The 23,700-nt window shown below is 59.7% G+C and carries 22 protein-coding genes; 12 read left to right on the top strand and 10 right to left on the bottom strand.

What is annotated here, in order from left to right:
• Positions 1 to 191: 191 nt before the first annotated feature.
• Entirely contained in the window at positions 192 to 1,004 is an 813-nt protein-coding gene (locus tag L0U79_RS18035; protein ID WP_233843605.1) for a S1/P1 nuclease, read from the bottom strand.
• Between the two features lie 52 nt (positions 1,005 to 1,056).
• Positions 1,057 to 1,521 (bottom strand): OsmC family protein, encoded by a 465-nt coding sequence (locus L0U79_RS18040; protein ID WP_233843606.1) that lies wholly within the window; start codon positions 1,519 to 1,521, stop codon positions 1,057 to 1,059.
• Between the two features lie 169 nt (positions 1,522 to 1,690).
• Here L0U79_RS18040 and gap point away from each other — a divergent pair, with 169 nt between their 5' ends.
• Complete coding sequence (gap, locus tag L0U79_RS18045) at positions 1,691 to 2,704, top strand: type I glyceraldehyde-3-phosphate dehydrogenase (protein ID WP_233843607.1); 1,014 nt, start codon at positions 1,691 to 1,693, stop codon at positions 2,702 to 2,704.
• A gap of 100 nt (positions 2,705 to 2,804) precedes the next feature.
• On the top strand, positions 2,805 to 3,221 hold the full coding sequence (locus L0U79_RS18050) for a group III truncated hemoglobin (RefSeq protein WP_233843608.1): 417 nt from the start codon (positions 2,805 to 2,807) through the stop codon (positions 3,219 to 3,221).
• A 79-nt stretch (positions 3,222 to 3,300) separates the two neighbouring features.
• On the opposite strand, the gene tpx is transcribed toward L0U79_RS18050, so the two are convergent.
• From tpx to hppD, 4 genes are all read right to left on the bottom strand, one after another.
• Positions 3,301 to 3,801, bottom strand: coding sequence for a thiol peroxidase (tpx, locus tag L0U79_RS18055; protein WP_233843609.1), 501 nt, complete (start codon positions 3,799 to 3,801; stop codon positions 3,301 to 3,303).
• Between the two features lie 112 nt (positions 3,802 to 3,913).
• Entirely contained in the window at positions 3,914 to 4,897 is a 984-nt protein-coding gene (locus L0U79_RS18060) for a fumarylacetoacetate hydrolase family protein (RefSeq protein ID WP_233843610.1), read from the bottom strand.
• 66 nt (positions 4,898 to 4,963) lie between these two features.
• A complete protein-coding gene (hmgA, locus tag L0U79_RS18065) occupies positions 4,964 to 6,262 on the bottom strand; it encodes a homogentisate 1,2-dioxygenase (protein ID WP_233843611.1) in 1,299 nt (432 codons plus the stop codon).
• 163 nt (positions 6,263 to 6,425) lie between these two features.
• Entirely contained in the window at positions 6,426 to 7,520 is a 1,095-nt protein-coding gene (hppD, locus tag L0U79_RS18070; protein ID WP_233843612.1) for a 4-hydroxyphenylpyruvate dioxygenase, read from the bottom strand.
• 113 nt (positions 7,521 to 7,633) lie between these two features.
• On the opposite strand from hppD, the gene L0U79_RS18075 reads away from it, so the two are divergent.
• Positions 7,634 to 8,122, top strand: a complete 489-nt coding sequence (locus L0U79_RS18075; protein ID WP_233843613.1) for a MarR family transcriptional regulator — start codon at positions 7,634 to 7,636, stop codon at positions 8,120 to 8,122.
• Positions 8,123 to 8,165: 43 nt separating this feature from the next.
• Here L0U79_RS18075 and L0U79_RS18080 read toward each other — a convergent pair whose 3' ends face one another.
• Together L0U79_RS18080 and L0U79_RS18085 are read right to left on the bottom strand one after the other, a co-directional pair.
• Positions 8,166 to 9,674, bottom strand: coding sequence for an oligopeptide:H+ symporter (locus L0U79_RS18080; RefSeq protein ID WP_233843614.1), 1,509 nt, complete (start codon positions 9,672 to 9,674; stop codon positions 8,166 to 8,168).
• A 219-nt stretch (positions 9,675 to 9,893) separates the two neighbouring features.
• Positions 9,894 to 10,742 (bottom strand): tryptophan 2,3-dioxygenase family protein, encoded by an 849-nt coding sequence (locus L0U79_RS18085; RefSeq protein ID WP_233843615.1) that lies wholly within the window; start codon positions 10,740 to 10,742, stop codon positions 9,894 to 9,896.
• Positions 10,743 to 11,011: 269 nt separating this feature from the next.
• Here L0U79_RS18085 and pdhA point away from each other — a divergent pair, with 269 nt between their 5' ends.
• From pdhA to L0U79_RS18120, 7 genes are all read left to right on the top strand, one after another.
• A complete protein-coding gene (gene pdhA, locus L0U79_RS18090; protein WP_233843616.1) occupies positions 11,012 to 12,097 on the top strand; it encodes a pyruvate dehydrogenase (acetyl-transferring) E1 component subunit alpha in 1,086 nt (361 codons plus the stop codon).
• 3 nt (positions 12,098 to 12,100) lie between these two features.
• A complete protein-coding gene (locus L0U79_RS18095) occupies positions 12,101 to 13,081 on the top strand; it encodes an alpha-ketoacid dehydrogenase subunit beta (RefSeq protein WP_126673442.1) in 981 nt (326 codons plus the stop codon).
• Between the two features lie 74 nt (positions 13,082 to 13,155).
• Entirely contained in the window at positions 13,156 to 14,520 is a 1,365-nt protein-coding gene (locus tag L0U79_RS18100; protein ID WP_233843617.1) for a dihydrolipoamide acetyltransferase family protein, read from the top strand.
• A 568-nt stretch (positions 14,521 to 15,088) separates the two neighbouring features.
• A complete protein-coding gene (locus L0U79_RS18105; protein ID WP_233843618.1) occupies positions 15,089 to 16,051 on the top strand; it encodes a fatty acid desaturase in 963 nt (320 codons plus the stop codon).
• 68 nt (positions 16,052 to 16,119) lie between these two features.
• Positions 16,120 to 17,454, top strand: coding sequence for an aspartate aminotransferase family protein (locus tag L0U79_RS18110; RefSeq protein ID WP_233843619.1), 1,335 nt, complete (start codon positions 16,120 to 16,122; stop codon positions 17,452 to 17,454).
• 29 nt (positions 17,455 to 17,483) lie between these two features.
• Positions 17,484 to 18,209 carry a CDP-alcohol phosphatidyltransferase family protein gene (locus L0U79_RS18115; RefSeq protein ID WP_233843620.1) on the top strand — a complete coding sequence of 242 codons (726 nt, stop codon included), beginning with the start codon at positions 17,484 to 17,486 and terminating at the stop codon, positions 18,207 to 18,209.
• Between the two features lie 23 nt (positions 18,210 to 18,232).
• On the top strand, positions 18,233 to 18,904 hold the full coding sequence (locus tag L0U79_RS18120; RefSeq protein ID WP_233843621.1) for an HAD family phosphatase: 672 nt from the start codon (positions 18,233 to 18,235) through the stop codon (positions 18,902 to 18,904).
• Between the two features lie 61 nt (positions 18,905 to 18,965).
• On the opposite strand, the gene L0U79_RS18125 is transcribed toward L0U79_RS18120, so the two are convergent.
• Both L0U79_RS18125 and L0U79_RS18130 read right to left on the bottom strand, forming a co-directional pair.
• Complete coding sequence (locus tag L0U79_RS18125; protein ID WP_233843622.1) at positions 18,966 to 20,348, bottom strand: HAMP domain-containing sensor histidine kinase; 1,383 nt, start codon at positions 20,346 to 20,348, stop codon at positions 18,966 to 18,968.
• Positions 20,345 to 21,040, bottom strand: a complete 696-nt coding sequence (locus L0U79_RS18130) for a response regulator transcription factor (protein WP_233843623.1) — start codon at positions 21,038 to 21,040, stop codon at positions 20,345 to 20,347. Before L0U79_RS18130 ends, L0U79_RS18125 begins: the two co-directional genes overlap by 4 nt.
• 173 nt (positions 21,041 to 21,213) lie before the next feature.
• Here L0U79_RS18130 and L0U79_RS18135 point away from each other — a divergent pair, with 173 nt between their 5' ends.
• Positions 21,214 to 21,714, top strand: coding sequence for a Spy/CpxP family protein refolding chaperone (locus L0U79_RS18135; RefSeq protein ID WP_233843624.1), 501 nt, complete (start codon positions 21,214 to 21,216; stop codon positions 21,712 to 21,714).
• A gap of 207 nt (positions 21,715 to 21,921) precedes the next feature.
• Positions 21,922 to 23,505 carry an inorganic phosphate transporter gene (locus tag L0U79_RS18140; protein ID WP_233843625.1) on the top strand — a complete coding sequence of 528 codons (1,584 nt, stop codon included), beginning with the start codon at positions 21,922 to 21,924 and terminating at the stop codon, positions 23,503 to 23,505.
• Positions 23,506 to 23,700 lie beyond the last annotated feature (195 nt).

Below are 23,700 nucleotides of genomic sequence, written 5' to 3' on the forward strand. Positions count from 1 at the left end.
GATGTCGCCATGTGACAAGGTTTGCATCGCGATTGGACGGATAGACGTAAATCGGGCTCTTTGGTCTGCGCGACCTTTTTTAGACGTTTAAATAACCTGCAACGCGCACGCGCCGTCGATCGGCGCGACATCCAATACTGTCGCGCATGGTCCGTCCTATGGTTGACTGCGGCCGCTGCGCCACGCAGAGATCATCCGTTTTGCAACGCGATATTCAACACTTCGGCCAAGCGCCTGCCGGCTTCGCGCAGGCGGCTGTCCGCCACGGGCAGTTCCGCGTCGATGTATGCCTGATCGATCTTGTGACCGGCGGGGTAAATATCGCGAGTGATCTGGCAGGATTCTTCCGCCCACTGCGCCGCCGGTTGGTCCAAGGGCGCGATGGTCGGCGGCAGCGGCGCAATGCCTTCGGCATCCAACCGCTTCGCATACGCTTTCCAATCCAGGCCGCGCGTGCCGAGCAGGCCCGAATCCCACACGCGATGCAGGTTCATGCCCTGCCCCTGGAATTGCACCTGGTACGTGTTGCCGCCGGCGTCATCGCGATAACCCGCATGCAGCGGCTGGTGAATGTCGCCGACAAAATGCACTACGAACTTGAGCGCTTGCAGTCGTGCGGCGTCTGGCTGGGTCCGGTCGCTCAAGATGGCGATGTAGTGCGGAATAGCTTCGACCACGCACTCGCCGTTCTTGCAATCGCGCGGCGGCACGTAGTGGCAGGAATCGCTGCGAATATCGACGTAGTGCAGCGGGCGTGTTTGCTTCCACAAATCTTGCTGCGTAGGATCGTTGCGAATCGCGTCCGGCCAGCTGGCGATATCAGCCAGCGATGCGGTGTGATCGAGCGCCAGCAGATGCTTCACTTCCGCTTCCGCCGCAGGACTCAAATGCCGCTGCGCCAATTCGGCGACGACGCTGTGACCCAACGGTCCCCATGCATAAGCAGACGGAGCGATAGCCAACGCAGTGAACAGGGTGGCGGCGAGACGGCGTGCTTTGAGCATGATCAAACACCTGAGCGTGAAGCCTGCGATCATGCCATACGCCTTATGACAATCAGGCGCCGCGGGTATGCACCACTGCGCCCGTGGCGTCGCGCACGCTGACGTCGACGACGATGCCCTCCCGCACGCTCTCGGTCACGATGCAAAAATCTTCGAACTGCAGCAGCGCGCGGTCGGCGTGATCCAGCGCAGGCACCGCGTCGGCCAGCTGCACATCCACCTTGATGTGCGTGACGCGCCAGCGGCCATGTTCGTTGCGCGCAAGGGTCGCCAGCGCCTTGGTGGCGAGCTTGCCTGGCGCGTTTTTGTACTTGCGCAAGGCGAACAACAGACTGGCGGATAAGCAATTGGCCACCGACGCCACTAGCAAGCGCGCCGGATTAGGTCCCGTATCGCCGCCGAGCGGCGAGGCTTCGTCGGTGGTGATGTCCGGCATCGCGGTGCCGTCGAAACGCACCCGGAACTCATAGTCGCCGGTCTGCTCCAGGCTCAGCTCGATCTGCTGCTCGTCGCTCATGACGCATCTTCATGTGGGATGGCCTCGCCATCATGCACGATTTACCCGGTCCGAACGCCTCCGCCGCCCCGGGGTGAGGGAGGCGGTCGATTCGGGCTAAAATGCGGGTTTCGGCGGCCTTATGGGCCGCCGCTTCGCTGCCCCATCATCCTTTGGAGGACGCTGTCTCATGGCCATCAAGGTCGCCATCAATGGTTACGGTCGTATCGGCCGCAATACGCTGCGTGCGCTGTACGAAGCTCATCGCACGAACGAAATCCAGATCGTCGCGGTCAACGACCTCGGCAACGCCGAGACCAACGCGCACCTGACGCAGTACGACACGGCCCACGGCAGATTCCCCGGCGAAGTGTCGGTGGATGGCGGCGAGCTCGTCGTCAACGGCGACCGCATCAAGGTCTTCGCCGAGCGCGATCCGTCCAAGCTGCCCTGGGGCGAGCTGGGCGTCGACGTGGTGCTGGAATGCACGGGCCTGTTCACCTCCAAGGCCAAGGCTGGCGCGCATCTGGCGGCCGGCGCCAAGAAGGTGATCATTTCCGCTCCCGGCGACAAAGACGTGGACGGCACCTTCGTTTATGGCGTGAACCACGACACGATCACCGCCAAGCATCAGGTAATCTCCAACGCGTCCTGCACCACCAACTGCCTGGCGCCGATCGCCAAAGTGCTGCACGAAAAGATCGGCATCGTGCACGGCCTGATGACCACCATCCACGCCTACACCAACGACCAAGTGCTGACGGACGTCTACCACTCCGACCTGCGCCGCGCCCGTTCGGCCACGCATTCGCAGATCCCGACCAAGACCGGCGCCGCCGCCGCGGTAGGCCTGGTGCTGCCGGAACTCAACGGCAAGCTCGACGGTTTCGCGATGCGCGTGCCGACCATCAACGTGTCGGTGGTGGATCTTTCGTTCGTGGCAGCGCGCAACACCACGAAGGAAGAAATTGACGCCGCCATCCACGACGCCGCGAACGGCGCGCTGAAGGGCATCCTGGGCGTGAACAGCAAGCCGCTGGTGTCGATCGACTTCAACCACAACTCGCATTCGTCCATCTACGACTCCACGCAGACCCGCGTGATGGGTGGCACGTTGGTGAAGGTGCTGAGCTGGTACGACAACGAGTGGGGTTTCTCCAACCGCATGTTGGATATGACCAAGGCGTTGATGGCGGCGAAGTAGTTCTTCGCTATCGCATTCGAAAAAAAAGCCGGGCTTTGCCCGGCTTTTTTTGTGCCAGCGTCCACTTGCCGCAGAACTCGCCAACCGCGCGGGTATTATCATGGTGGTCATGCAAGACCCTACGTTCAATGAAACACAGATCGCTCAACTGGTCGATTGCTTCTACGAAAAAGTTCGTATCGACCCGCTGCTCGGCCCGGTATTCAACGCCGCCGTGCACGACTGGGACGAGCACAAGCGCACGCTTACGTCTTTCTGGTCGTCGGTGGCGTTGCGCACGGCGAGTTATCGCGGCAATCCGATGGCGATGCATCGCGGGCAGCCGATCCGTGTCGAACATTTCGCACGCTGGTTGGCGCTGTGGCGCGAAACCACGCCCGAAGTGCTGGACGAAGCAGGCACCGCCCAGATGATCGAATACGCCGAACGCATCGGACGCAGTCTGCGACTGGGGCTTGGTTTGCCGGAACAGATGGAAAAGCGAGGGCTTGGCATTCCCATCGTCAGCAAAAGTTGATTCGGTGATCGCTGGAACGACGACGCAAAAAAAACCGGGAATGCCCGGCTTTTTTCTTGGAAATTTCTGAAACCAGCGATTACTTCAACGCAGCAAGCGCCGCATCGTAATTCGGCTCGTTGGCGATTTCGCCGACCAGCTCCGTATGCAGCACTTTATCGTGTTCGTCCAACACCACCACGGCGCGCGCAGCCAGACCAGCCAACGGGCCAGACGCCAGCGCCACACCGTAATGCTCGAGAAAGTCGTGTCCGCGCATGGTCGACAGCATCACTACGTTGCTCAGACCTTCCGCGCCGCAGAAGCGCGCCTGCGCGAACGGCAGATCGGCCGAAATGCACAAGACCACCGCGTTATCGAGCTTGCTGGCCGATTCGTTGAAATGACGTACCGACGTCGCGCACGTCGGCGTGTCGATGCTCGGAAAAATATTCAACACTTTGCGCTTGCCGCTGAAGCTGGACAGCGCGACATCGGACAGATCTTTGGCGACGAGGCTAAAAGCCGGCGCTTTCTCGCCCACGGCAAGCAGGTGACCGTCGACCTTTACCGGATTGCCCTTCAAAGTGACTTGCGACATGGGGAACTCCTGACGTCTGTGAGAGAACGATCAGGTCACGATAGCGCCGATGCTTCGGCGCGTCACCTGTTTCATCGCTGAGCATGGCATCCCGCCAGCCCGGGATGACGATTTACTTCAACGGCGCGATCACTTGTTCGATGGCGCCGAAGATCGACACACCATTCTTGTCGGTGACATCGATGCGCAAGGTATCGCCAAATTTCATAAAGGGCGTGCTCGGCTTGCCATCGCGCAAGGTTTCCACCGTGCGCTGCTCGGCCAGGCACGAAGCGCCTTTGCCGGTGTCTTCGTTGGCGATCGTCCCAGAGCCCACGATGGTGCCGGCGGTAAGCGGCCGCGTTTTGGCGGCGTGCGCCACCAGCTGTGCAAAATTGAATTGCATATCCACGCCGCATTCGGCCTCGCCGAACCATTTGCCGTTGAGCCACGTGCGCATCGGCAGATGCAGCTTATTGTCTTGCCACACACCATCGAGTTCGTCCGGCGTAACGAACACCGGCGACAACGCAGAACGTGGCTTCGATTGCAGAAAACCGAAACCCTTCGCAAGCTCGCCAGGAATAAGACCGCGCAAACTCACGTCGTTGACCAAGCCAACCAATTGGATGTGTTCAGCGGCCTGCGCAACGGTCATCGCCATCGGCACGTCGTCAGTGATCACGACGACTTCCGCTTCCAGATCGATGCCGTAATCTTCGCTCGGCACCACCACCGGATCGCGTGGCCCCAGAAAACCTGCACTGGTCGCTTGATACATCAACGGATCGACGTAGAACGATTCAGGAACTTCCGCGCCACGCGCACGACGCACACGTTCGACATGCGGCAGATACGCACTGCCGTCGACAAATTCGTAAGCGCGCGGCAACGGCGCGGCAAGCTTGGTCATGTCGAGCGCAAACGCGCCGGATGCCTTGCCTGCATTGAGCTCGTCCGACAACGCATTCAAGCGCGGCGCGATGTTCGACCAATCGTCGAGCGCCGCCTGCATCGTCGCGGCGATGCCGGTCGCTTTCACCGCGTGCGTAAGATCGCGACTCACCACGACCAGCGTACCGTCGCGACCGCCTTCCTTGAGACTGCCCAGTTTCATGTCATTGCTCCGCCGGCTGCGCAACCGCGCGGCCTTTCACGTAGTCGATGTGCAGCGATGCGCAGGTCACGCACGCTCCGGATTGAAATGCTTTTTGATGCCCTGCCAGCACGTGTAGTAATCGCGCTGCAGCAGCGGCGTATCGAGCGCCTGCATCGTCGGATGAATGACTTTGCGCGTTTCGAACATAAACGCCATGGTGCCGGTGAGATGATCGGGCTTACTGATATCCGCGACCGTCGCTTTTTCGAAGCTCGCCGCATCCGGTCCATGACCGCTCATGCAGTTATGCAGACTCGCGCCGCCCGGCGCAAAACCGCCGGCCTTTGCGTCGTACACGCCTTCGATCAAGCCCATAAATTCGCTGGCGATATTGCGATGGAAATACGGCGGACGGAACGTATGCTCGGCCACCAGCCAGCGCGGCGGGAAGATTACGAAATCCACATTCGCGGTGCCGGGTGTATCGCTGGGCGAGGTAAGCACGGTGAAGATCGACGGATCTGGATGATCCACGCTGATCGAACCGACCGTATTGAAGTGCGTGAGATCGTATTTGTAGGGCGCGTAATTGCCGTGCCACGCGACCACGTCCAACGGCGAATGATCGATGCTCGCGTTCCACAACGAACCTTGAAACTTCGCGATCAATTCGAAGTTGCCTTCCACGTCTTCGTACGCCGCGTGCGGCGTGAGAAAGTCGCGCGGCAAGGCCATGGAGTTAGCGCCGATCGGACCGTTATCGGGCAGGCGCAGCAAGCTGCCGAAATTCTCCGCGACATAACCGCGCGCTTCGGCATCCATCAGTTCCACGCGAAAACGTACGCCGCGCGGAATCACGGCAATCTCGAGCGGCTTGACGTCGAGCACGCCAAACTCAGTGGCGATGCGCAGTCGCCCAAGTTGCGGCACGATCAGCAATTCGCCGTCGGCGTCGTAGAAGAAGCGTCCCTGCATGGAACGATTCGCGGCGTAGATATGAATGCCGCAACCGGCCTGCTCCGCGGGACCGCCGTTGCCGGCGACCGTCACCAGACCATCGACGAAATCCGTCGGCGGGCCCGGTATCGGCCACGGGTCCCAACGCAACTGATTGGGTGTCGGCGGCGCTTCGTCGAAGCGATTGTGAAAAGTGGTGTGCGGACGCGGCTCGAACGGCTTGTGCATGGCCGCCGGACGAATGCGATACAGCCAGCTGCGCCGATTGCTATGCCGCGGCGCGGTGAATGCGCTGCCGGAAAGCTGCTCCGCATACAAACCGTGCGCCACGCGCTGCGGCGAATTCTGGCCGACCGGAAGCACGCCCGGAATCGCTTCGCTGGCAAATTCGTTGCCGAAGCCGGATTGGTAGCCGTTCGAATGCATGTGAAGTGCTCTTGCCTAGCGGTTACTCCCTCGCGCTCCAGCGGAGTGAGGGGCCAATCGTGCTTGGAAGAAAATAACGAGCGATGGTTCTGTTGAAGTTCGGAGAAACCGTTTTCCCCTGCACTTCACCCGTCTCCTATGAGGGAGACGGGCACGAAAAACATTACAACACGCCGCGCTTCATCTGGTCGCGTTCGATCGATTCGAACAGCGCCTGGAAGTTGCCTTCGCCGAAACCTTCGTTGCCTTTGCGCTGAATAATTTCGAAGAAGATCGGGCCGATATTGTTCTGCGTAAAGATTTGCAGCAGTTTGCGCTGCTTGGTTTCCGGATCGGCATCGATCAGGATCTTGTTCTTCGCCAGACGCGGCACGTCTTCGCCATGGTTGGGAATGCGCATATCGATCACGTCGAAATACGTATCGGGCGTATCCAGAAACGCCACGCCCTTGGCGCGCATCGCTTCCACGGTGTCGTAGATGTTGTCGGTGAAACACGCGATGTGCTGAATGCCTTCACCGTGATACGCGTCGAGGTATTCGTTGATCTGGCTCTTCGGATCGCTCGACTCGTTAAGCGGAATGCGCACGATGCCATCCGGCGCCGTCATCGCCTTGGAGACGAGGCCGGTCTTCGCACCCTTGATGTCGAAGTAGCGAATCTCGCGGAAGTTGAACAGGCGCTCGTAGTAATCGGACCACTTCTGCATGTTGCCGAAGTAGAGGTTGTGCGTGAGGTGATCGATAAAGGTCAGCCCGAAACCGGCGGGATGTTGTTCGGCGCCCGGAATCGGCTCGTAATTGCCGTCGTAAATCGACCCGGCGTCGCCGTAACGATCGATCAGATAAAGCATGCAATCGCCGATACCCTTCACCACCGGCGCCTGTACGGCTTTGCTTTCGGCCTTGTGCGTCAACGCCTCGCCACCGTTGCCCAGAACAACCTTCAGCACGTCGGCCGCGGGCTTCTGGAAGCGGATCGCAAAGCCGCACGCGCAAGGCCCGTGCTGCGCAGCGAAGTCGGCGGCGAAGGAGTCGGGATCTTCGTTGATCAGGAAGTTCACGCCGCCCTGGCGATACACCGTGATGGGTCGGCTTTTGTGCTTGAGCACCGCCGAAAAGCCCATGTTCTGGAATAACCTATGCAACTCGCCGCCTCGGCCCGCCGGTGCGGCGAATTCAACGAATTCGAATCCGTTGATGCCCATGGGGTTCTCGAAAGTGGTCACGTGCATGCCGAGGTTGGGCTGGGCGTTCATAGCGCTCTCCTGAAGTAAGTCGATGCGCGACGGCGACTGCGACAGCGTGCCACCATCGGGATCAGGCCACCGTTATAGTTACAATTGAAACTAATTGCAAGGAACACTGCCGCATGTCGCATTCGCGTAAGCCCGCCCCCGCCGGAGCCGAGCACGCTCCCTTGGAGCTGGAGCACTTCCTGCCCTACCGGCTGTCGATTCTGTCGAACACGGTGAGCCAGGCGATCGCGAACGACTACCAGCGACGTTACGACCTCAGCATGACGGAATGGCGTGTGATGGCCGTGCTGGCGCGCTTCCACGGCCTCTCCGCTCGCGAAGTAGCCGAACGCACCGCGATGGACAAGGTCGCCGTCAGCCGTGCCCTGGCCCGTCTGGTGGAGGCCGGTCGCGTGCACCGCGAAACGCACGGCGGCGACAAACGCCGTTCCGTGCTGAATCTCACTGAGGCCGGATGGCTGATCCACGACGACATCGCGCCCATGGCGCGGGCACGCGAGCGGGATGTGCTGGCGAAGCTGGATACCGACGAGCAGCAATGGCTGACGCGAATTCTCGACAAATTGCTTGGAGCACCCAAAAACGAAAACGGCGAGCGATAAAAATCGCTCGCCGTTGTTCTTTAGTTGCGAGATTTGTGCGACGTTATTTCACGCCGTGCATCAGCCGGTTGATCAACGGCGAGACCAGCAACAACAACACGCCGGCGCCCACTAACAGCCAGAAGCCGAAGGTGAACCCGCCCAGGGCAGAAGCAGCCGTCATGCCGTTGGCGCCGCTGATATAGCTGGCCACCATGCCGGACAAATTGCCGCCCACGGCCAACGACAAAAACCATCCGCCCATCGCCACGCCGACCAGTCGCGGCGGCGCCAGCTTGGTGACCATCGACAAACCGATTGGCGACAAGCACAACTCGCCGACGGTCTGCAGCACGTAACACAGCGCCAGCGGCCAGAACGGAATCAAGTTTCCGCCTTCGCCGATCAACCGCGACAACGCAAACATCAGGCCCGCGAATCCAAGCCCATTGAAGATCAGGCCCAGGCCGAACTTGCGCGGAATCGAAGGCTCCCTATGCCGCTTGCTGAGCAGGCCCCAGGTCAGCGACACCACCGGCGCCAACACAATGATCGCGAGCGGGCTGACCGACTGGAACCACGCCGTCGGGAAAACCCAGCCGCCCGGCATCCGGCGGTCGACAAGATTTTCCGCAAGGAAATTGAACGAGGTGCCGAGCTGGTAATAGAACGTCCAGAACAGCACGTTGAACGCGAAAATAATCAACATCGCGATAACGCGATCGAGCTGCGCTTTGTCGTGACGTTTCGCTTCGACGATCAGCGATGCTGCCACGATCACGAACAACGGCGCCAATACCAGCGAAAGACGTTCCGCCGCGAACTTCAACAGCAGGTACACCAGCGGCACGGCAATCGCGATGCCTACCAGCACCCACACCACACGCATCAAACTTTCCGCACCCGGCGCCGGACGCCCCACGCCGCGAAGGCCGCGCCGACCGAACCAGAACCAGAGCAGGCTCAAGGCCATGCCGATACCTGCGGCCGCGAACACCACCCTGTAGTTCTGCTGCAACGGCGTGCCGGTGAAATACGCAGCCATCCATCCGGTCAACAGCGGCGCGATCAACGCACCGAAATTGATGCCCATGTAGAACAGCGTAAAACCACGGTCGCGGCGCTCGTCGCCGACGCCGTACAACTGCCCGACCATCGAGGAAATATTCGGCTTGAACAAGCCGTTGCCGACAATCACCAAAGCCAACCCGACCAAAAGCAGATCTTTGTCCGGCAGCATCATCACGAACAGGCCGAGGCCCATCACCGCCGCACCGACGAGGATCGAGCGCTGGTAGCCGATCACTTTGTCCGCGACATAACCGCCGAAAATCGCGCTGCCGTAAACCAGCGCGGTGTAGGCGCCGTAAATCGTGCTGGCCCAGGCTTGGCCGGACGCGTTGCCGTGATAGAACTGCGCCACGATATAGAACGCCAACGACCAGCTCACGCTGTAGAACGCGAACCGCTCCCAGAACTCGGTCATAAACAACATCCACAACGGACGCGGATGGCCAAGCGTCTGCGGAAAGTCGGGCGCGTTGCCCACGCCGGCTTCGGAACTCTGGCTCACGGATTTCCCCTAGGGCTTCAAAGGCAAGAGATGTAACGAGCTGAGCACACTTCCGTCAAATGCATTGCAGCAAGGTCGGCCGATCGTCATTCCGGCGAAGGCCGGAATCCAGTTCGAACATGGTGTGCGAAGCACTCAACAAAAAGACGTTTCGCGTGCTGCGCACTACGTAATTCAACTGGATTCCGGCCTTCGCCGGAATGACGATCCAGTGTGAATTTAGCTTCCCAGCACCGTGCGAACGTCCAGCAGCTCCGGAAAGAACTCCAGATCCAGCGCTTTTTTCAAGAACGCCACGCCCGAGGAACCACCGGTGCCACGACGGTGTCCGATGATGCGCTCGACCACTTTCATATGGCGGAAACGCCAAAGCTGGAAACTCTCTTCGATATCCACCAGCTGCTCGCACATGTGGTACTCCGGCCAAAACTCGGTCGGCGCTTCGTAGATGCGCTTCAACACCGGCAACAAACCTTCATGACGTTGATAAGGCTCGCTCCAATCGCGCTCCACCCGCTCCGCCGGCACCGCATGGCCGCGACGCGCGAGATAACGCAGAAATTCGTCGTACAGCCCTGGGGTTTCCAGCGTTTCGCGCAACGTCGCCTGCGCAGCGGGGTCGTAATCGAACACCTGCAGCATCTGCGCGTTCTTGTTGCCCAGCATGAATTCGATTACGCGGTATTGCAGCGACTGAAAACCCGACGAAGAACCCAGCACGTCGCGAAATTCCAGATATTCCGACGGCGTAAGCGTTTCCAGCACGGCCCATTGCTCGAACAGTTGCCGTTGAATGTGCTTCACCCGCGCAAGATCTTTGAGGCTGCTGTTCAAGTCATCGGTGCGCAAGTTTGCGACCGCGGACTTCAGCTCGTGGATCATCAGCTTCATCCACAGCTCGGCTACCTGGTGCATCAGGATGAACAGCGTTTCGTTGTGAAGCGGAGGCTGGCTCAAGGGTTGCTGGGCGCTCAGCAGCTGGTCCAGGCGCAGGTAGCCGCTGTAGGTCATCCGGCCGTTCAGGTCGAGCTCGATGCCCGCCTCGAGGTCACGCTTATTGTCGGTCATGTGGCCCGCAAACCCGCAAAAAGACTCAACTTACCCGCCACGGTACTGACCCGTGCGCGGGCGCTCATGCTGCAGTGTACCTTGCGACGCAACATGCCGGCCTGCTAAAAAATGGCGTTTGTCTGGGTCAAAAGGTGCGCTTTGGACTACACACATTACGTGGTGACGCCCACGTAAAATAAGTCAAAGCATCCTAGCGCGTTCGGCCCCACTGGATGGGCCGCGCCTCCCCCGCAGTGTTTCCCCTTACCCTAATACGGGAGCGAGTCGTGTCCATCGCCGCCAAGTTTGAAATCGAATATCTGCAATATCTCGATGCCGAAGGCAAGCAGGTCCGTGACGATCTGCCTGCATTCGCCAAAGACCTCGACCATATGGTCGAGCTGTACAAATTGATGATGTCCACCCGCGTGTTCGACGCGAAATCGGTGGCACTGCAACGTACCGGCAAGCTGGGCACTTATGCAAGTTGCCTGGGTCACGAAGCCGCACACGTCGGCATCGGCAGTTCCATGAAGCCTGAAGACGTGCTCGCCCCGAGCTATCGCGAATACGGCGCACAGCTCTATCGCGGCGTGCAGCCGCGCGAGGTGTACATGTATTGGGGCGGCGACGAACGCGGCAACGATTATCAGAAAGAACCGGCGCGCCACGATTTCGCATGGTCGGTGCCGATTGCCACGCAGTGCCTGCACGCCGCCGGCTCCGCGCTCGCCTTCAAGATTCGCAACGAAAAGCGCGTTGCCGTGTGCACGATCGGCGACGGTGGTTCGTCAAAGGGCGACTTCTACGGCGCCATCAATATCGCCGGTGCGCAAAACCTGCCGATGGTCGCGGTGATCGTCAACAACCAGTGGGCGATTTCGGTGCCGCGCAAGATCCAGTCCGGTGCGCCGACACTGGCGCAGAAAGGTATCGCCGCAGGCCTCTACTCCATCCAGGTCGACGGCAACGACATCATCGCCGTGCGCAAGGCGATGGAAGATGCGCTCGAACGCGCGCGTTCCGGCCAGGGCGGCAGCGTGCTTGAGCTGGTGACGTATCGTTTGAGCGATCACACCACCGCCGATGACGCACGCCGTTATCGCGGCGAACAGGAAGTGAAAGACGCCTGGGCGAAAGAACCCATGAAGCGCCTGCGCAACTGGCTGGTCGCCAAGAAAGTGTGGGACGACAAGAAAGAAGAGGCCTGGAAAGCCGAGTGCGACGATTGGATGGATAACGAGGTGAATGCGTACCTCGAAACCAAAACCCAACCGGTCACGGCGATGTTCGACTACACCTTCGCCGAAGTTCCGGCAGATCTCGCCAAACAGCGCGACCTCGCGCTCTCGCTCGACAAGAAGGCGCACTAAGCCATGGCACAAATCACTCTTATCGAAGCCGTCACCCAGGCTCTTGCATATGAAATGGCGCACGACGAAAGCGTCGTCGTGTTGGGCGAAGACGTCGGCGTGAACGGCGGCGTGTTCCGCGCCACACAAGGTCTGCAGGAAAAGTTCGGCGAGTTGCGCGTGCTCGACACGCCGCTGGACGAAACCACCATCGCCGGCGTCACCGTCGGTCTCGCCGCACAAGGCATGAAGCCGGTGGCTGAAGCGCAGTTCGAAGGCTTCATCTATCCGATGATGGAACAGATCGCCTGCCATGCCGCGCGTCTGCGCAACCGCACGCGCGGTCGCATCACCGTGCCGGCCGTGTGGCGCGCACCGTGGGGCGGCGGCATTCGCGCGCCGGAGCATCACTCCGAAGCGAACGAACATCTGTTCACCAACATTCCCGGCCTGCGCGTAGTGATGCCTTCCTCGCCCGCGCGCGCTTACGGTCTGCTGCTTGCCGCGATTCGCGATCCGGATCCGGTGATGTTCTTCGAGCCCAAGCGCATCTACCGCCAGTACAAAGAAGAAGTGCCGGACGACGGCGAAGCCTTGCCGCTCGACGTGTGCTTCGTACTGCGCGATGGCACCGACGTCACCATCGTGACGTGGGGCGCGCAGGTGAAAGAAGCGCTGGAAGCTGCTGACGCGCTGGCCGAAGAAGGCATCAGCGCCGAAGTGATCGACGTCGCCACGCTTACGCCGCTGGATTTCGACACGATCGCCGAATCGGTGCAGAAAACCGGTCGTTGCGTGATCGTGCACGAAGCGCCGAAGACCGCCGGTTTCGGCGCCGAAATCGCCGCGCGCGTCGCCGAAGAATGTCTTTACGAATTGCTGGCGCCGGTCGAACGCGTCACCGGTTACGACACGCACATTCCGCTGTTCCGCTTGGAGATGAAATATCTGCCGAGCACGGAACGCGTGGTCGAAGCCGCCAAGCGTACGCTCGCAGCAAGCTGATGCTCTCAGCCTCTCCCCCTGCTTGCAGCGGGAGAGGTCAAAAAACGAATCATCCACTTTTCGGAACTCCGAACATGGCCGACATCAAAACGTTCTATCTGCCGGATCTCGGCGAAGGCTTGCCCGACGCCACCGTCGTCGAATGGCACGTAAAAGTAGGCGACACCATCAAGCTCGACGCGCCGCTCGTGTCGATGGAAACCGCCAAGGCCGTCGTCGACGTGCCCTCGCCTTACACGGGCAAAGTCACCAAGTTGCACGGCGCTGCCGGCGACGTGATCGAAACCGGCGCCGCGCTGGCCGAATTCGAACCCGACCCGAACGCCAAGCAGCGTGCGGAAGCGGAATCCACCGGCCATCATCACGGCCCGAAGAAAACCGCTCCCGCCGCCGAACCGAAGAAAGTGGTCGCCTCCGATGAAGGCGGCGAAATCGAAACCGATCGCGAAGACGAAGGCACCGTCGTCGGCGCCATGGTCAGCGGCAGTCACGTGCACGTCGAACAGACGTCCAGCGCCGGTGGCGTGAAAGCCGTGCCGGCTGTGCGCGCGCTGGCGAAGAAAATGAAGGTCGACATCACGCGCGTGCGCGGCACGGGTGCCGATGGCGTCATCACCATGCAAGACGTGAAGAACGCTGCCGCTAACGGTAGCGCTGCGCTCGGCTCCGCGCCGGCACGCGCTGTGCCTGCTTCGGCTGGTCGTCACCTCGCACCGGAACTGCCGCAACCGGAAGCGGCGCGCACCGCCGTGTCGCTGGCCGGCAAGCCCGTGCGCACGGCTCCGCCGAGCGTGAAAGCGAGCGGTCAGCCGGAACAACTCAAGGGCGTTCGTCGCAACATGGCGCGCGTGATGGCCGACGCGCACGCCAACGTGGTGCCCACCACACTGGTGGACGATGCCGACCTGCACGCCTGGATCGGCAAGCAGGACATCACCGCACGCCTGATCCGCGCCATCGTGACCGCATGCAAAACCGTGCCCGCGCTCAATGCCTGGTTCGACGGCAAGAACCTCACCCGCACGCTGCATCCGCATGTCGATATCGGTATCGCAGTCGATACGGAAGACGGTTTGTTCGTACCTGCATTGCGTAACGCCGACATGCTCGACGGCGCCGGCGTTCGCGCCGGCATCCAACGCCTGCGTGCGCAGGTGGAAGACCGCACCATTCCGTCCACGGAGCTGAGCGGCTACACCATCAGCCTGTCGAACTTCGGCATGTTCGCCGGTCGTTATGCAACGCCTGTCGTGGTGCCGCCGTGCGTCGCCATCATCGGCGCCGGCAAGCTGAGCCACGATGTGGTGGCGGTGATGGGCGGCATCGAAGTGCATCGCCGCATGCCGATCAGCCTCACCTTCGACCATCGCGCAGCAACCGGCGGCGAAGCGGCGCGCTTCCTGAAGGCGTTACTGGACGATTTGTCGGCGCCGAACTGATCACCGGCTTGCCTGAAATAAAAAAGCGCCCTGACTGGGCGCTTTTTTTATGTGCGCAACCTAGCGATGAAGTCCTCGACAGGGTGTAACGGCTCGAGGGCAAACCAACGCAAAAAATCTGAACCACGTCGCAGGGAAACAAACATCGGCAGTGCAATGCGGAGCGTGACTCAAAGGTGACGCGGCAGCTTTCTTTCGATGTCACACCATCACAAAACCTTCATCTATCCGACGGCAGAGTAGAAATTACAGGGTCCAGGTCTAAAAAGTTGTCTGCTCGCCAAGCACGCTCGTCCATGCATACGTGGGTGAGGAAAGCTTGTGGTTTTTCTGCAGAACTTGGGGATTTACGGTTGCATTAGCTTGGCTGTCTAAGAGGCACACAGTTGCCTGATAGGCAGTCCTCAGCCCGTGGGGAGGGGTCGAGCTGTGCTGTCTTCTCGCGATCCAGGCGTATCGTCGCTCGCTATCGTTGCGATGTTAGACACGCGTCGTACTGGGATGCGCACCTATCGCGTGTTGCTCGCTTTCGCCCGCATTAGCACTGTGCAGTCATAGAAAGGATGCCATGATGTATTCCGCGCTCACGGAGGTCGACGCGTTTCTTGCTGCAGTCGATGCCGAGCCGCATACCAAGCGAGCCCGCGCCATTCTGCGGCAACACCCTGAAGTGAAACGCCTGCTAGGTCCAAGTGCGTGGACCATGCTGCTCACCGTGACGCTCGTCGCAGCGCAAGTAACTATCGCACTTTGGATTCACCGGGCACCATGGTGGCTGCTGGCACTGATTGCCTACACGATCGGCGCCGTCATTAACTGTGCCGTGCTGAACATGATCCATGAGGCATGCCACAACCTCATCTTCCGCTCGACGAAGTGGAATCGTTTCGCCGCCTATGTCGCCAACCTCGGCGCGTTCTCGCCCTATGTAGAGACGTTCTATCACTACCACTTACCGCACCATCGTTACTTGGGTAACTACGACCGCGACATGACGATGGCAAGCGACTGGGAGGCACGCTGGGTTGGCCGCAGCATCTTGCGCAAAGCGCTTTGGTTTCTGTTCTTTCCGATGATCTATCCGTTTCGTGTGGCGCGGTCGAACTTACGCAAACCGGCTCGTCATCGATTGCTATTGAACTTTGGCATTCAACTGACCTGGCTCTGCCTGCTCTTTTATTTGGGCGGCTGGCCTGCCATCGCTTACATGATGTTGTCGTTCTACTTCCACTTTGGCTTGCATCCGCTCAATGCAATCGCCTTACAAGAGCATTTTTTCGTCCAGCACGGCGAAGAGAGCTACAGCTATTACGGCATCGGCAATTGGATCACGTTCAATGCAGGCTACCACGTCGAACACCACGACATGCCGTTCATTCCGTGGTTTCGACTGCCTGCGCTCAAACGCGCGGCGCCCGAGTTCTATCGGGGGCGGCACAGCTATCAGTCCTGGACAGGACTGATTCTACGTTTCGTCTTTGATCGTCGCTGGAGCCTGTGGGCTCGCGTTGCACGGTCACGCGTCAACTGACAAGAAAAGGTATTTCGCGCACGGCTATTCCTCGAAACATCCATAACAGCAACCAACGGGGGATCACGATGAACCTGACTGTGGTGAACGAGCAGATCCTTGCACAGCCGAAGGGGGACGCGAGCACGGAAGACTCTGCACTGGCCTATCCAGTCGCGGCGCTTCCCAAATTTGTCTCGGCCGAAGGTTGCTATCTCGTCGAAGCGAACGGCATGCGCTATTTGGACGGCTGTGCGGGCACGTTCAACGTCAATCTGGGATACGGGCATCCCGCAGTGACACGCGCAGTGAGCGACGTCCTGTCGACAGGGCTGTTACATCTATCCAGTTCGTTTCAACACCCCGAAGTAGAAGCCGCAGCACGCGCATTGGTAGATGTCGCACCTCGCGGCTTAACGCATTGCCACTTCAAAGGTTCGACAGGTGGCAGCACCGCGGTAGAACAAGCTATTCGTCACGCGTGGGCCGCGACTGGCAAGCGAAGCTTGATAACGTTTCGCGCAGGACACCATGGCCAGACCATTGCGACGACCAGCGTGTCCGGCATGCCATTTAGATGTAACAGACTGCCGATATCGCCCCTGCCGGCGGTGCATGTGGATCCGCCGGATTGCTATCGCTGCCGCTGGCACCGCGAGCCCAATACGTGTCATTTGGAATGCATCGATGCGATTGAGCATGCCGTCGACGCAGCGCCGACGGGCGAGAACGATACGGCAGCGTTCGTCGGGGAACCCATTTTGGGTGCCGGCGGCGGGATCGCACCGCCCAAACATTGGTGGGCGGCGCTGCATAGCCGCCTGCGTCGACGAAACGTGTTGCTGGTGCTGGATGAAATCCAGACTTTTGGCCGAACCGGTTCGTTCTTTGCGGCCGACTATTACGACGTCGAACCCGACATGATCGTCGTCAGCAAAGGTATCAGCGGCATCGGCGTTCCCGGCGCGGCCGGCGTACTGATGAAAGAGCCTTTGCGCCAATTGAACGCGGGAGAGCGATCGTTAACGTCGGCATCTTCCGTGATCTCCATGGCGGCAGTGCGTGCGACAGTGGATGTGATGCGCACGCCAGGCTTCTTCGAGTCCGTGCGATATGTCAGCGAGATTCTGGCTCATCGCCTGCAGTCGTTGCAGCGCGATTTCGCCTGCGTCGGCGTCGTCCGCGGATTTGGACTGATGACCGGCATCGAGTTGGTCAAAGACAGAACGAGCAAAGAACCTGATGTCGCGCTGGCTCATCGCGTCGTCGAGGAATGTTTGAAGAACGGCCTTCTGCTGCGCATCAGCATGTATGACCGCGGCGCGTTCGTGAAGGTGAGGCCGCCACTCGTTATCAGCGAAGACGAAGTGCACGAATTGTGCGACGTACTTGGCTACTCTCTGAGGGCAGCATGCGAAGCGTAGCGCAAGCAAGCAGCAGCGGCGCTGCCGTTGTGACGCATTGGCAACGCATCTGCGCGATGATGGTTCACGCATATACCGCCGTAGGCGGTTTGCTGGCATTCCTTGCGTTGGTCGCGGCGGCAAATCGGCGTTTTGAAATCTGCCTAATGTTATTGGCGATCGCATTTGCCGTCGATGGGACAGACGGATACTTTGCGCGCAGGCTGCACGTTCGCCGCGTGTTGCCTACCATCGACGGCGGCATACTGGATCTGGTCATCGACTTCATCACCTTTGCGGTGGCGCCCGTGTTCTTACTGTGGCAAGCGCACCTGCTTCCGCACCCTGGTCTTCTGTGGGCTAGCATCATTCTCTTCGCGGCGCAGTACGACTTTGCGAACGTCCATCCGCTCAAGGATCGAGGCCTTTATACAGGGCTGCCCGCCCTTTGGAATGTCTACGCGTTTCACGTGTTTTATATCCATCCGCCGGAAACCGTACAGATGGTCGTTATCCTTGTATTGGCGGGGCTGACGTTCGCCCCGGTGCACTTCATCTGCTTGTCGCGTTTACCGTTTCTGCGACGATTGAACGTGCTCGCCGCAGCCACCTATATAGCGGTTGTTTTGCCAATAACTCTGGGCATGGTGAGCGACGTACGAACATGGTCGATAGTGGCGTTGGCATACCCACTGTGGTACTTGGGTTCTTCGCTCTGGGCCGACCGATGCTTTCGTAAGGGACGATTGCCGTTAGCGCAGCTATCCGAGACATGAGTCAGGAGAAAAGGAACCGACGGATGCACATAGACGCTGTTATTTTCGACATGGACGGCCTGATGGTCGATACCGAAAACTTGGCGATCGAGGCATGGCAAGCCGCTGCACAAGCTCACGGAGTCGAGATGCCTCGCGCGGTCTGTACCGCCTTGATCGGGTTAAATCAACGCGATTCGGAACGGTTCATTGCCAACGCACTTGGCCCGGCATTTCCGCTTGAGGCCGTTCGCGACGACTTTCTTCATCGCCTCCAACAACGCGTGGATTCCGGCGACGTGCTCGCCAAGCCGGGCCTGCACGAACTGCTGGATTTCCTCGAAGAACATGCCATTCCCAAAGCCGTAGCTACCTCCGCGGAACGTGGCGAGGCACGCAAGAAACTTGAAGCGGTGCACGTATTACATCGATTTCCGGTACTCGCCACGTCGGATCAAGTGCATCGCGGCAAACCCGCGCCCGATCTATTCCTGCTTGCCGCCGAACGTTTGGGTGTGTCGCCCGTGCGCTGCACTGTCCTGGAGGATTCGGAGGCTGGCATTAAGGCCGCTGCTGCTGCCGGAATGCGCGCCATTTTAGTACCGGACATCAAACATCCGTCACCAGATGTGGCGGCCATGGCAGCACATATCTGTCCTTCACTGGTACATGTGCGGGAGGTGCTGGCGCGCGAGAAGGTGCCGACGGTGACATAGCGATTCAGATGCGTGACCGCGGCACGCAATATTCGCGAACGTCGCATATTGCATGCTGCGATCACGCGTTTTTCGTGACTGCAGCCATCGGCAAACGAATAGACACTTCAAGGCCGCCGCCGTCCGCGTTTTTCGCGACCACCTGACCGTCGTGCGCTTGTATCACACGCTGAACGATAGCCAAGCCAAGGCCATGACCGTCAGCCTGCGCTGCATTGCTACCGCGAAAAAATGGTCGAAATAACAACTCAAGTTCTTCTAAAGGAACGCCAGGACCCTGATCGCGAATGCCCACCACGATGTGCTGATCGTCGTGCGCAATGGTCATCTTTACAATGCTGCCTTGCGGACTGAACTTAATGGCGTTCGCTAACACGTTGTCCAAAGCTCGTTCCAGCAAAATGCCGCTTCCTTGCACCACGGCAGATTCATCGCCAATTACCTGCAACGTGATCTTGCGCGCCTGAGCATCGATTCGTGCCGCTTCCGCGCGATCGTTGACAACTTCCGAGATATCGACGGGTTCACGCATCATTCCTGGCAAACCGCTTTCCAATCTGGATAACGCCAGCATTTCCGACGTGATGCGATCCATACGCACGATTTCTCGTTCGGCGCGCGCGAAATGCTCGGCCGCATCACGCGAATTCGCGCTGTGCTGTGTCAAGTCGAGTATTAGATGAAGACGCGCCAAAGGCGAGCGTAGTTCGTGCGAGAGATCCTGCAATACGCTGCGCTCATGCGTTACTAGCGTATCGATACGTTCCGCCATGCTATTGAAATCGCGTGCAAGCTGTCCGAGATCATCCTGCGCATTACTCCAGCGCCGATCGACACGCGTGGCGAACTCGCCCGTCGCCATTTTCCGCGTTGCGGCGCGCATGGCTTCCACGGGCCGCGACACGCTGCGCGCCACCCACCAACCGATGATGCCGATAGTCAACAACGAAAGTGCAAGCTGCACGGCGAGCAGAATCTTTTCGCGCGTGCGCGGCGGAATGCGCGTACGCGAACTGCTTACCGCAACAAGTTGACGCGCTTGACCATCTGGACCGGTAACGTTCTGCACGGCGATGTAGAAGCCGGGCCAAGGACGCAACGCCACATCGTGACCGGACGAGAGCCAGTCGGGAATCATGTGACGAACGGGCGATGGAAAGCGCACCTCACGCAACGGCTCGCCACCTTGGTACAGCGTGGCGTCCACGCCTTCCTCGCGCTTCTGTCTTATCCAATCATCCAGACCGTTGTTGCCGCTTTTTTCGAACGCATCGTTTGCTGATTGCGCCATGGCAGGCCAATCGAAATCCTGTTGCATGGAGAAATCAAGGAAACTGCGCGTGAGCAAACTCCCCAACATCAGCACCAGCAAGTTGGCGATGCACACGGAAATCAGCAAACGCCAGAACAGTGGACTACGAAACGGGCTTTTGAAGGTCGTCATGCTTGCGCGCCGCTGTGGGGAATAAGCACGTAACCCGCACCGCGAACCGAGTCGATGCGCGGCGATTGCGGCGACGCCTCGCTCAGCTTGTGACGAAGACGACTGACATGCACGTCGATGCTGCGATCGAAGCGCTCCAGCTCGCGACCCAGCGCTACGCGCGTCAACGAGGATTTGTCGATTACTTCCCCGGCGCGCTGCACCAGCATCAGCAACAACGCGAATTCGGCGCCGGTTAGATTGAGTTCCTGCTCGCCGGCAAACGCACGACGCTCGCCGGGCAACAAACGCAAAACGCCCGTTGTCAGTTCGCCAACGCTTTCCACCGTGTGCCGACGCAATTGCGCACGCACGCGCGCAAGCAGTTCGCGCGGCAAACACGGCTTGGAGAGATAGTCGTCCGCACCCAACTCCAGACCCACGACGCGATCCACCGGCTCGCCGCGTCCGGACAACATGATTACCGGCAAACGATATTGCGCACGCAATTCGCGCAACGTATCCAAGCCGCTGCGACCGGGCATCATCACATCGAGTATCAGCAAATCAGGGCGCAAGGCCGGATCGCGCAAGCGCGTCAGCACGGCTTCGCCGTCGTGCACGACGTCCACGTGCAAGCCTTCCCGGAGCAAATACTCCGAAAGCAACGCGCACAGTTCGCGGTCGTCGTCACCAATCAATATTCGAGACATACAGCAGGCGTATCTTCAACGTGGACGTAACTACTATCGCATGACAACCGCCGCGCGCCTTGCATGGCTTACGACAGCCACCCTTTACCCTTCTTTACACACTGGCAAAGATCTTAAACGCGCTCCTGCATTCCAATAATCACCAACACCCCTCACCCAAGCAGGAGCTTGATATGCGTAAGACTATGACCCTGTCGCTCGTCCTTGCCGCGGCCCTTGGCTGCTCCGCGCTGGCCCTCGCCGGCCCGGGTGGACAGGAAGGCGGCTTTGGCGGCCACCACCACGGCGCGGAAGCCGGCCTTTCGTTCCGCGGCATGAACCTGACGGATGCCCAGAAGGCTCAGATCAAGCAGATCGTGCAGCAAAGCCGCACCTCGCTGAAATCGCAGGGCGAAGCGGTGCATCAGCAGCGCGAAGCGTTCGAACAGTTGTCGCCGAGCTCGTCCGGCTATCAGAGCGCAGCCGCAAGCCTAGCCCAGGCTGAAGCCGCATTCACCAGCGCTCGCATCACGGCTCGCGCCGCCGCCACCGCGCAGATCTACAACACCGTGCTGACCAGCGCGCAGCAGACGCAGTACACCAGCAACAAGGCTGCGTTCGAAGCGCGCAAAGAACAGTGGCAGCAGTTCAAGGCGCAGCATCCGGTGCCGAGCTCGGCCAGCACTGCGCAGTAACTCACAACAAGCAAGAAAACCGGTTAGTCGATTCTTAGCGGACGTTCTAACTGGACTTTCAAGCGATCGCCGCTGCAACCGGCGATCGCTTTTTTATTGTCTGGACGCGAAATTTCCGCTTCGTTTCACGATGACGACCGGCGCTGTCACGCGTTTGTCTTGCGCAACGCTTAGCTTTCGTGATGCTGATCACAAAGGGGCACGCTCATGCAGACGGAAGCCACTGTTGCCAGTACCGCGACATCCACACAGGGTTCCGGACGCGTATTCGGCATTTTATTCTGCGTCATCTTGATGATCGGCGCGGTTTACGCCGGCATGCATCTCATCAACGATCTTTCCATCGTGCGTACGCATTCTGCGGCGCCTTTCGTCTTGCTTGGCATCGCGCTATTGATTGCGCTGGGCTTCGAATTCGTCAACGGTTTTCACGACACCGCCAATGCGGTGGCGACGGTGATTTATACGCATTCGCTGCCCGCGAATCTCGCAGTGATTTGGTCGGGCGTCTTCAACTTTCTCGGCGTGCTGAACTCATCCGGCGCAGTGGCGTTCACCGTCGTGTCGCTGCTTCCGGTGGAATTGATTCTGCAAGTAGGCAACGACGCGGGCTTCGCGATGGTGTTCGCGTTGCTGCTCGCCGCCATCATCTGGAATCTCGGCACCTGGTATTTCGGTTTGCCGAATTCGTCGTCGCATACGTTGATCGGATCGATCATCGGCGTAGGTCTGGCCAACCAACTCACCGCCGTGAAGTCAGGCACCAGCGGCGTGGATTGGACGCAAGCAATGGGCGTGCTGCGCGGCTTGATCTTCTCGCCGATCGCCGGCTTTCTGCTCGCGGGCTTGTTGATGCTGCTGCTGAAATCGTTGGTGAAAATTCCGGCGCTATATCGCGCGCCGGAAGGCAACAAGCCGCCGCCGTGGCCGATCCGTCTGTTGCTGATTTTGACCTGCACCGGCGTCAGCTTCAGTCACGGCTCCAACGACGGCCAGAAAGGCATGGGCTTGATCATGCTGATTCTGATCGGCACCGTGCCTACGGCGTATGCGTTAAATGGCGCCGTCTCCGGCAATCAGGTGAGCGCTTTCCACCAAGTGTCGGTGCAAGCTCAACAAGCGCTGAGCGTGATCGACCATGGCGCCGTGGTGAACGGTAATCCGCGCGACATCGTCACCGCGACGCTGCAACAGCGCAAACTGCAGGCGGACACCGTACCTGCGCTTTCGGCGCTCATCGCCGATATCGATCATCAAGTCGCGAACCGCGCATCACTCAGCGCCGTGCCGCAGGATCAGATGAGCAACGTGCGCAACGATATTTACCTCGCCAACTCAGCGATACCGCTTGTTCTAGCTCAACCAGGATTACCCCAAGATCAAGCCAGCACGCTCAAGGCGTGGCAAGACATCGGCAAGAAAGCGACGCAGTTCATTCCGCCGTGGGTGAAGGTGGCCGTAGCGCTCGCGCTGGGCTTGGGCACGATGGTGGGCTGGAAGCGCATCGTGGTGACGGTGGGCGAACGCATCGGCAAAGAGCATTTGACGTACGCACAAGGCGCCTCCGCCGAATTCGTGGCCATGGGCCTGATTCAAGCCGCCGACATGTATCACCTGCCCGTCAGCACCACCCATGTGTTGACCTCCGGCGTCGCCGGCACGATGGCGGCGAACGGTTCAGGCTTGCAGTGGGCAACCGTGCGCAATCTGCTGATGGCGTGGGTGCTGACGCTGCCAGCGTCGATTCTGCTGGCAGGCATTCTGTTCGTAGTGCTCAAGCATCTGTTCTGAATGCTTGAGCCTTTGAATCGTGCAGCGCGAGCAACGTTCGCACAAACGGCGAACGTTGTATTGCCGACACCACGACATCGCTGAACAGACGCAACCTTCCTTGACGTTTCGCAACAGCGCTTTTCACGCGGCATCTGATGCCATGCGGCTGCGGATCGAATGCGATGCGCCTGCCCGCTGGCAGCTGCGTTGATG

Source organism: Dyella sp. 2HG41-7, from assembly GCF_021390675.1.
Lineage (GTDB): Bacteria > Pseudomonadota > Gammaproteobacteria > Xanthomonadales > Rhodanobacteraceae > Dyella_B.

What these genes read in the sequence shown, in the direction of transcription:
- L0U79_RS18035 (WP_233843605.1), bottom strand. Translation starts at nt 1,004, where the DNA reads ATGCTCAAAGCACGCCGTCTCGCCGCCACCCTGTTCACTGCGTTGGCT.
- L0U79_RS18040 (WP_233843606.1), bottom strand. Translation starts at nt 1,521, where the DNA reads ATGAGCGACGAGCAGCAGATCGAGCTGAGCCTGGAGCAGACCGGCGAC.
- gap (WP_233843607.1), top strand. Translation starts at nt 1,691, where the DNA reads ATGGCCATCAAGGTCGCCATCAATGGTTACGGTCGTATCGGCCGCAAT.
- L0U79_RS18050 (WP_233843608.1), top strand. Translation starts at nt 2,805, where the DNA reads ATGGTGGTCATGCAAGACCCTACGTTCAATGAAACACAGATCGCTCAA.
- tpx (WP_233843609.1), bottom strand. Translation starts at nt 3,801, where the DNA reads ATGTCGCAAGTCACTTTGAAGGGCAATCCGGTAAAGGTCGACGGTCAC.
- L0U79_RS18060 (WP_233843610.1), bottom strand. Translation starts at nt 4,897, where the DNA reads ATGAAACTGGGCAGTCTCAAGGAAGGCGGTCGCGACGGTACGCTGGTC.
- hmgA (WP_233843611.1), bottom strand. Translation starts at nt 6,262, where the DNA reads ATGCATTCGAACGGCTACCAATCCGGCTTCGGCAACGAATTTGCCAGC.
- hppD (WP_233843612.1), bottom strand. Translation starts at nt 7,520, where the DNA reads ATGAACGCCCAGCCCAACCTCGGCATGCACGTGACCACTTTCGAGAAC.
- L0U79_RS18075 (WP_233843613.1), top strand. Translation starts at nt 7,634, where the DNA reads ATGTCGCATTCGCGTAAGCCCGCCCCCGCCGGAGCCGAGCACGCTCCC.
- L0U79_RS18085 (WP_233843615.1), bottom strand. Translation starts at nt 10,742, where the DNA reads ATGACCGACAATAAGCGTGACCTCGAGGCGGGCATCGAGCTCGACCTG.
- L0U79_RS18095 (WP_126673442.1), top strand. Translation starts at nt 12,101, where the DNA reads ATGGCACAAATCACTCTTATCGAAGCCGTCACCCAGGCTCTTGCATAT.
- L0U79_RS18100 (WP_233843617.1), top strand. Translation starts at nt 13,156, where the DNA reads ATGGCCGACATCAAAACGTTCTATCTGCCGGATCTCGGCGAAGGCTTG.
- L0U79_RS18105 (WP_233843618.1), top strand. Translation starts at nt 15,089, where the DNA reads ATGATGTATTCCGCGCTCACGGAGGTCGACGCGTTTCTTGCTGCAGTC.
- L0U79_RS18110 (WP_233843619.1), top strand. Translation starts at nt 16,120, where the DNA reads ATGAACCTGACTGTGGTGAACGAGCAGATCCTTGCACAGCCGAAGGGG.
- L0U79_RS18120 (WP_233843621.1), top strand. Translation starts at nt 18,233, where the DNA reads ATGCACATAGACGCTGTTATTTTCGACATGGACGGCCTGATGGTCGAT.
- L0U79_RS18125 (WP_233843622.1), bottom strand. Translation starts at nt 20,348, where the DNA reads ATGACGACCTTCAAAAGCCCGTTTCGTAGTCCACTGTTCTGGCGTTTG.
- L0U79_RS18130 (WP_233843623.1), bottom strand. Translation starts at nt 21,040, where the DNA reads ATGTCTCGAATATTGATTGGTGACGACGACCGCGAACTGTGCGCGTTG.
- L0U79_RS18135 (WP_233843624.1), top strand. Translation starts at nt 21,214, where the DNA reads ATGCGTAAGACTATGACCCTGTCGCTCGTCCTTGCCGCGGCCCTTGGC.
- L0U79_RS18140 (WP_233843625.1), top strand. Translation starts at nt 21,922, where the DNA reads ATGCAGACGGAAGCCACTGTTGCCAGTACCGCGACATCCACACAGGGT.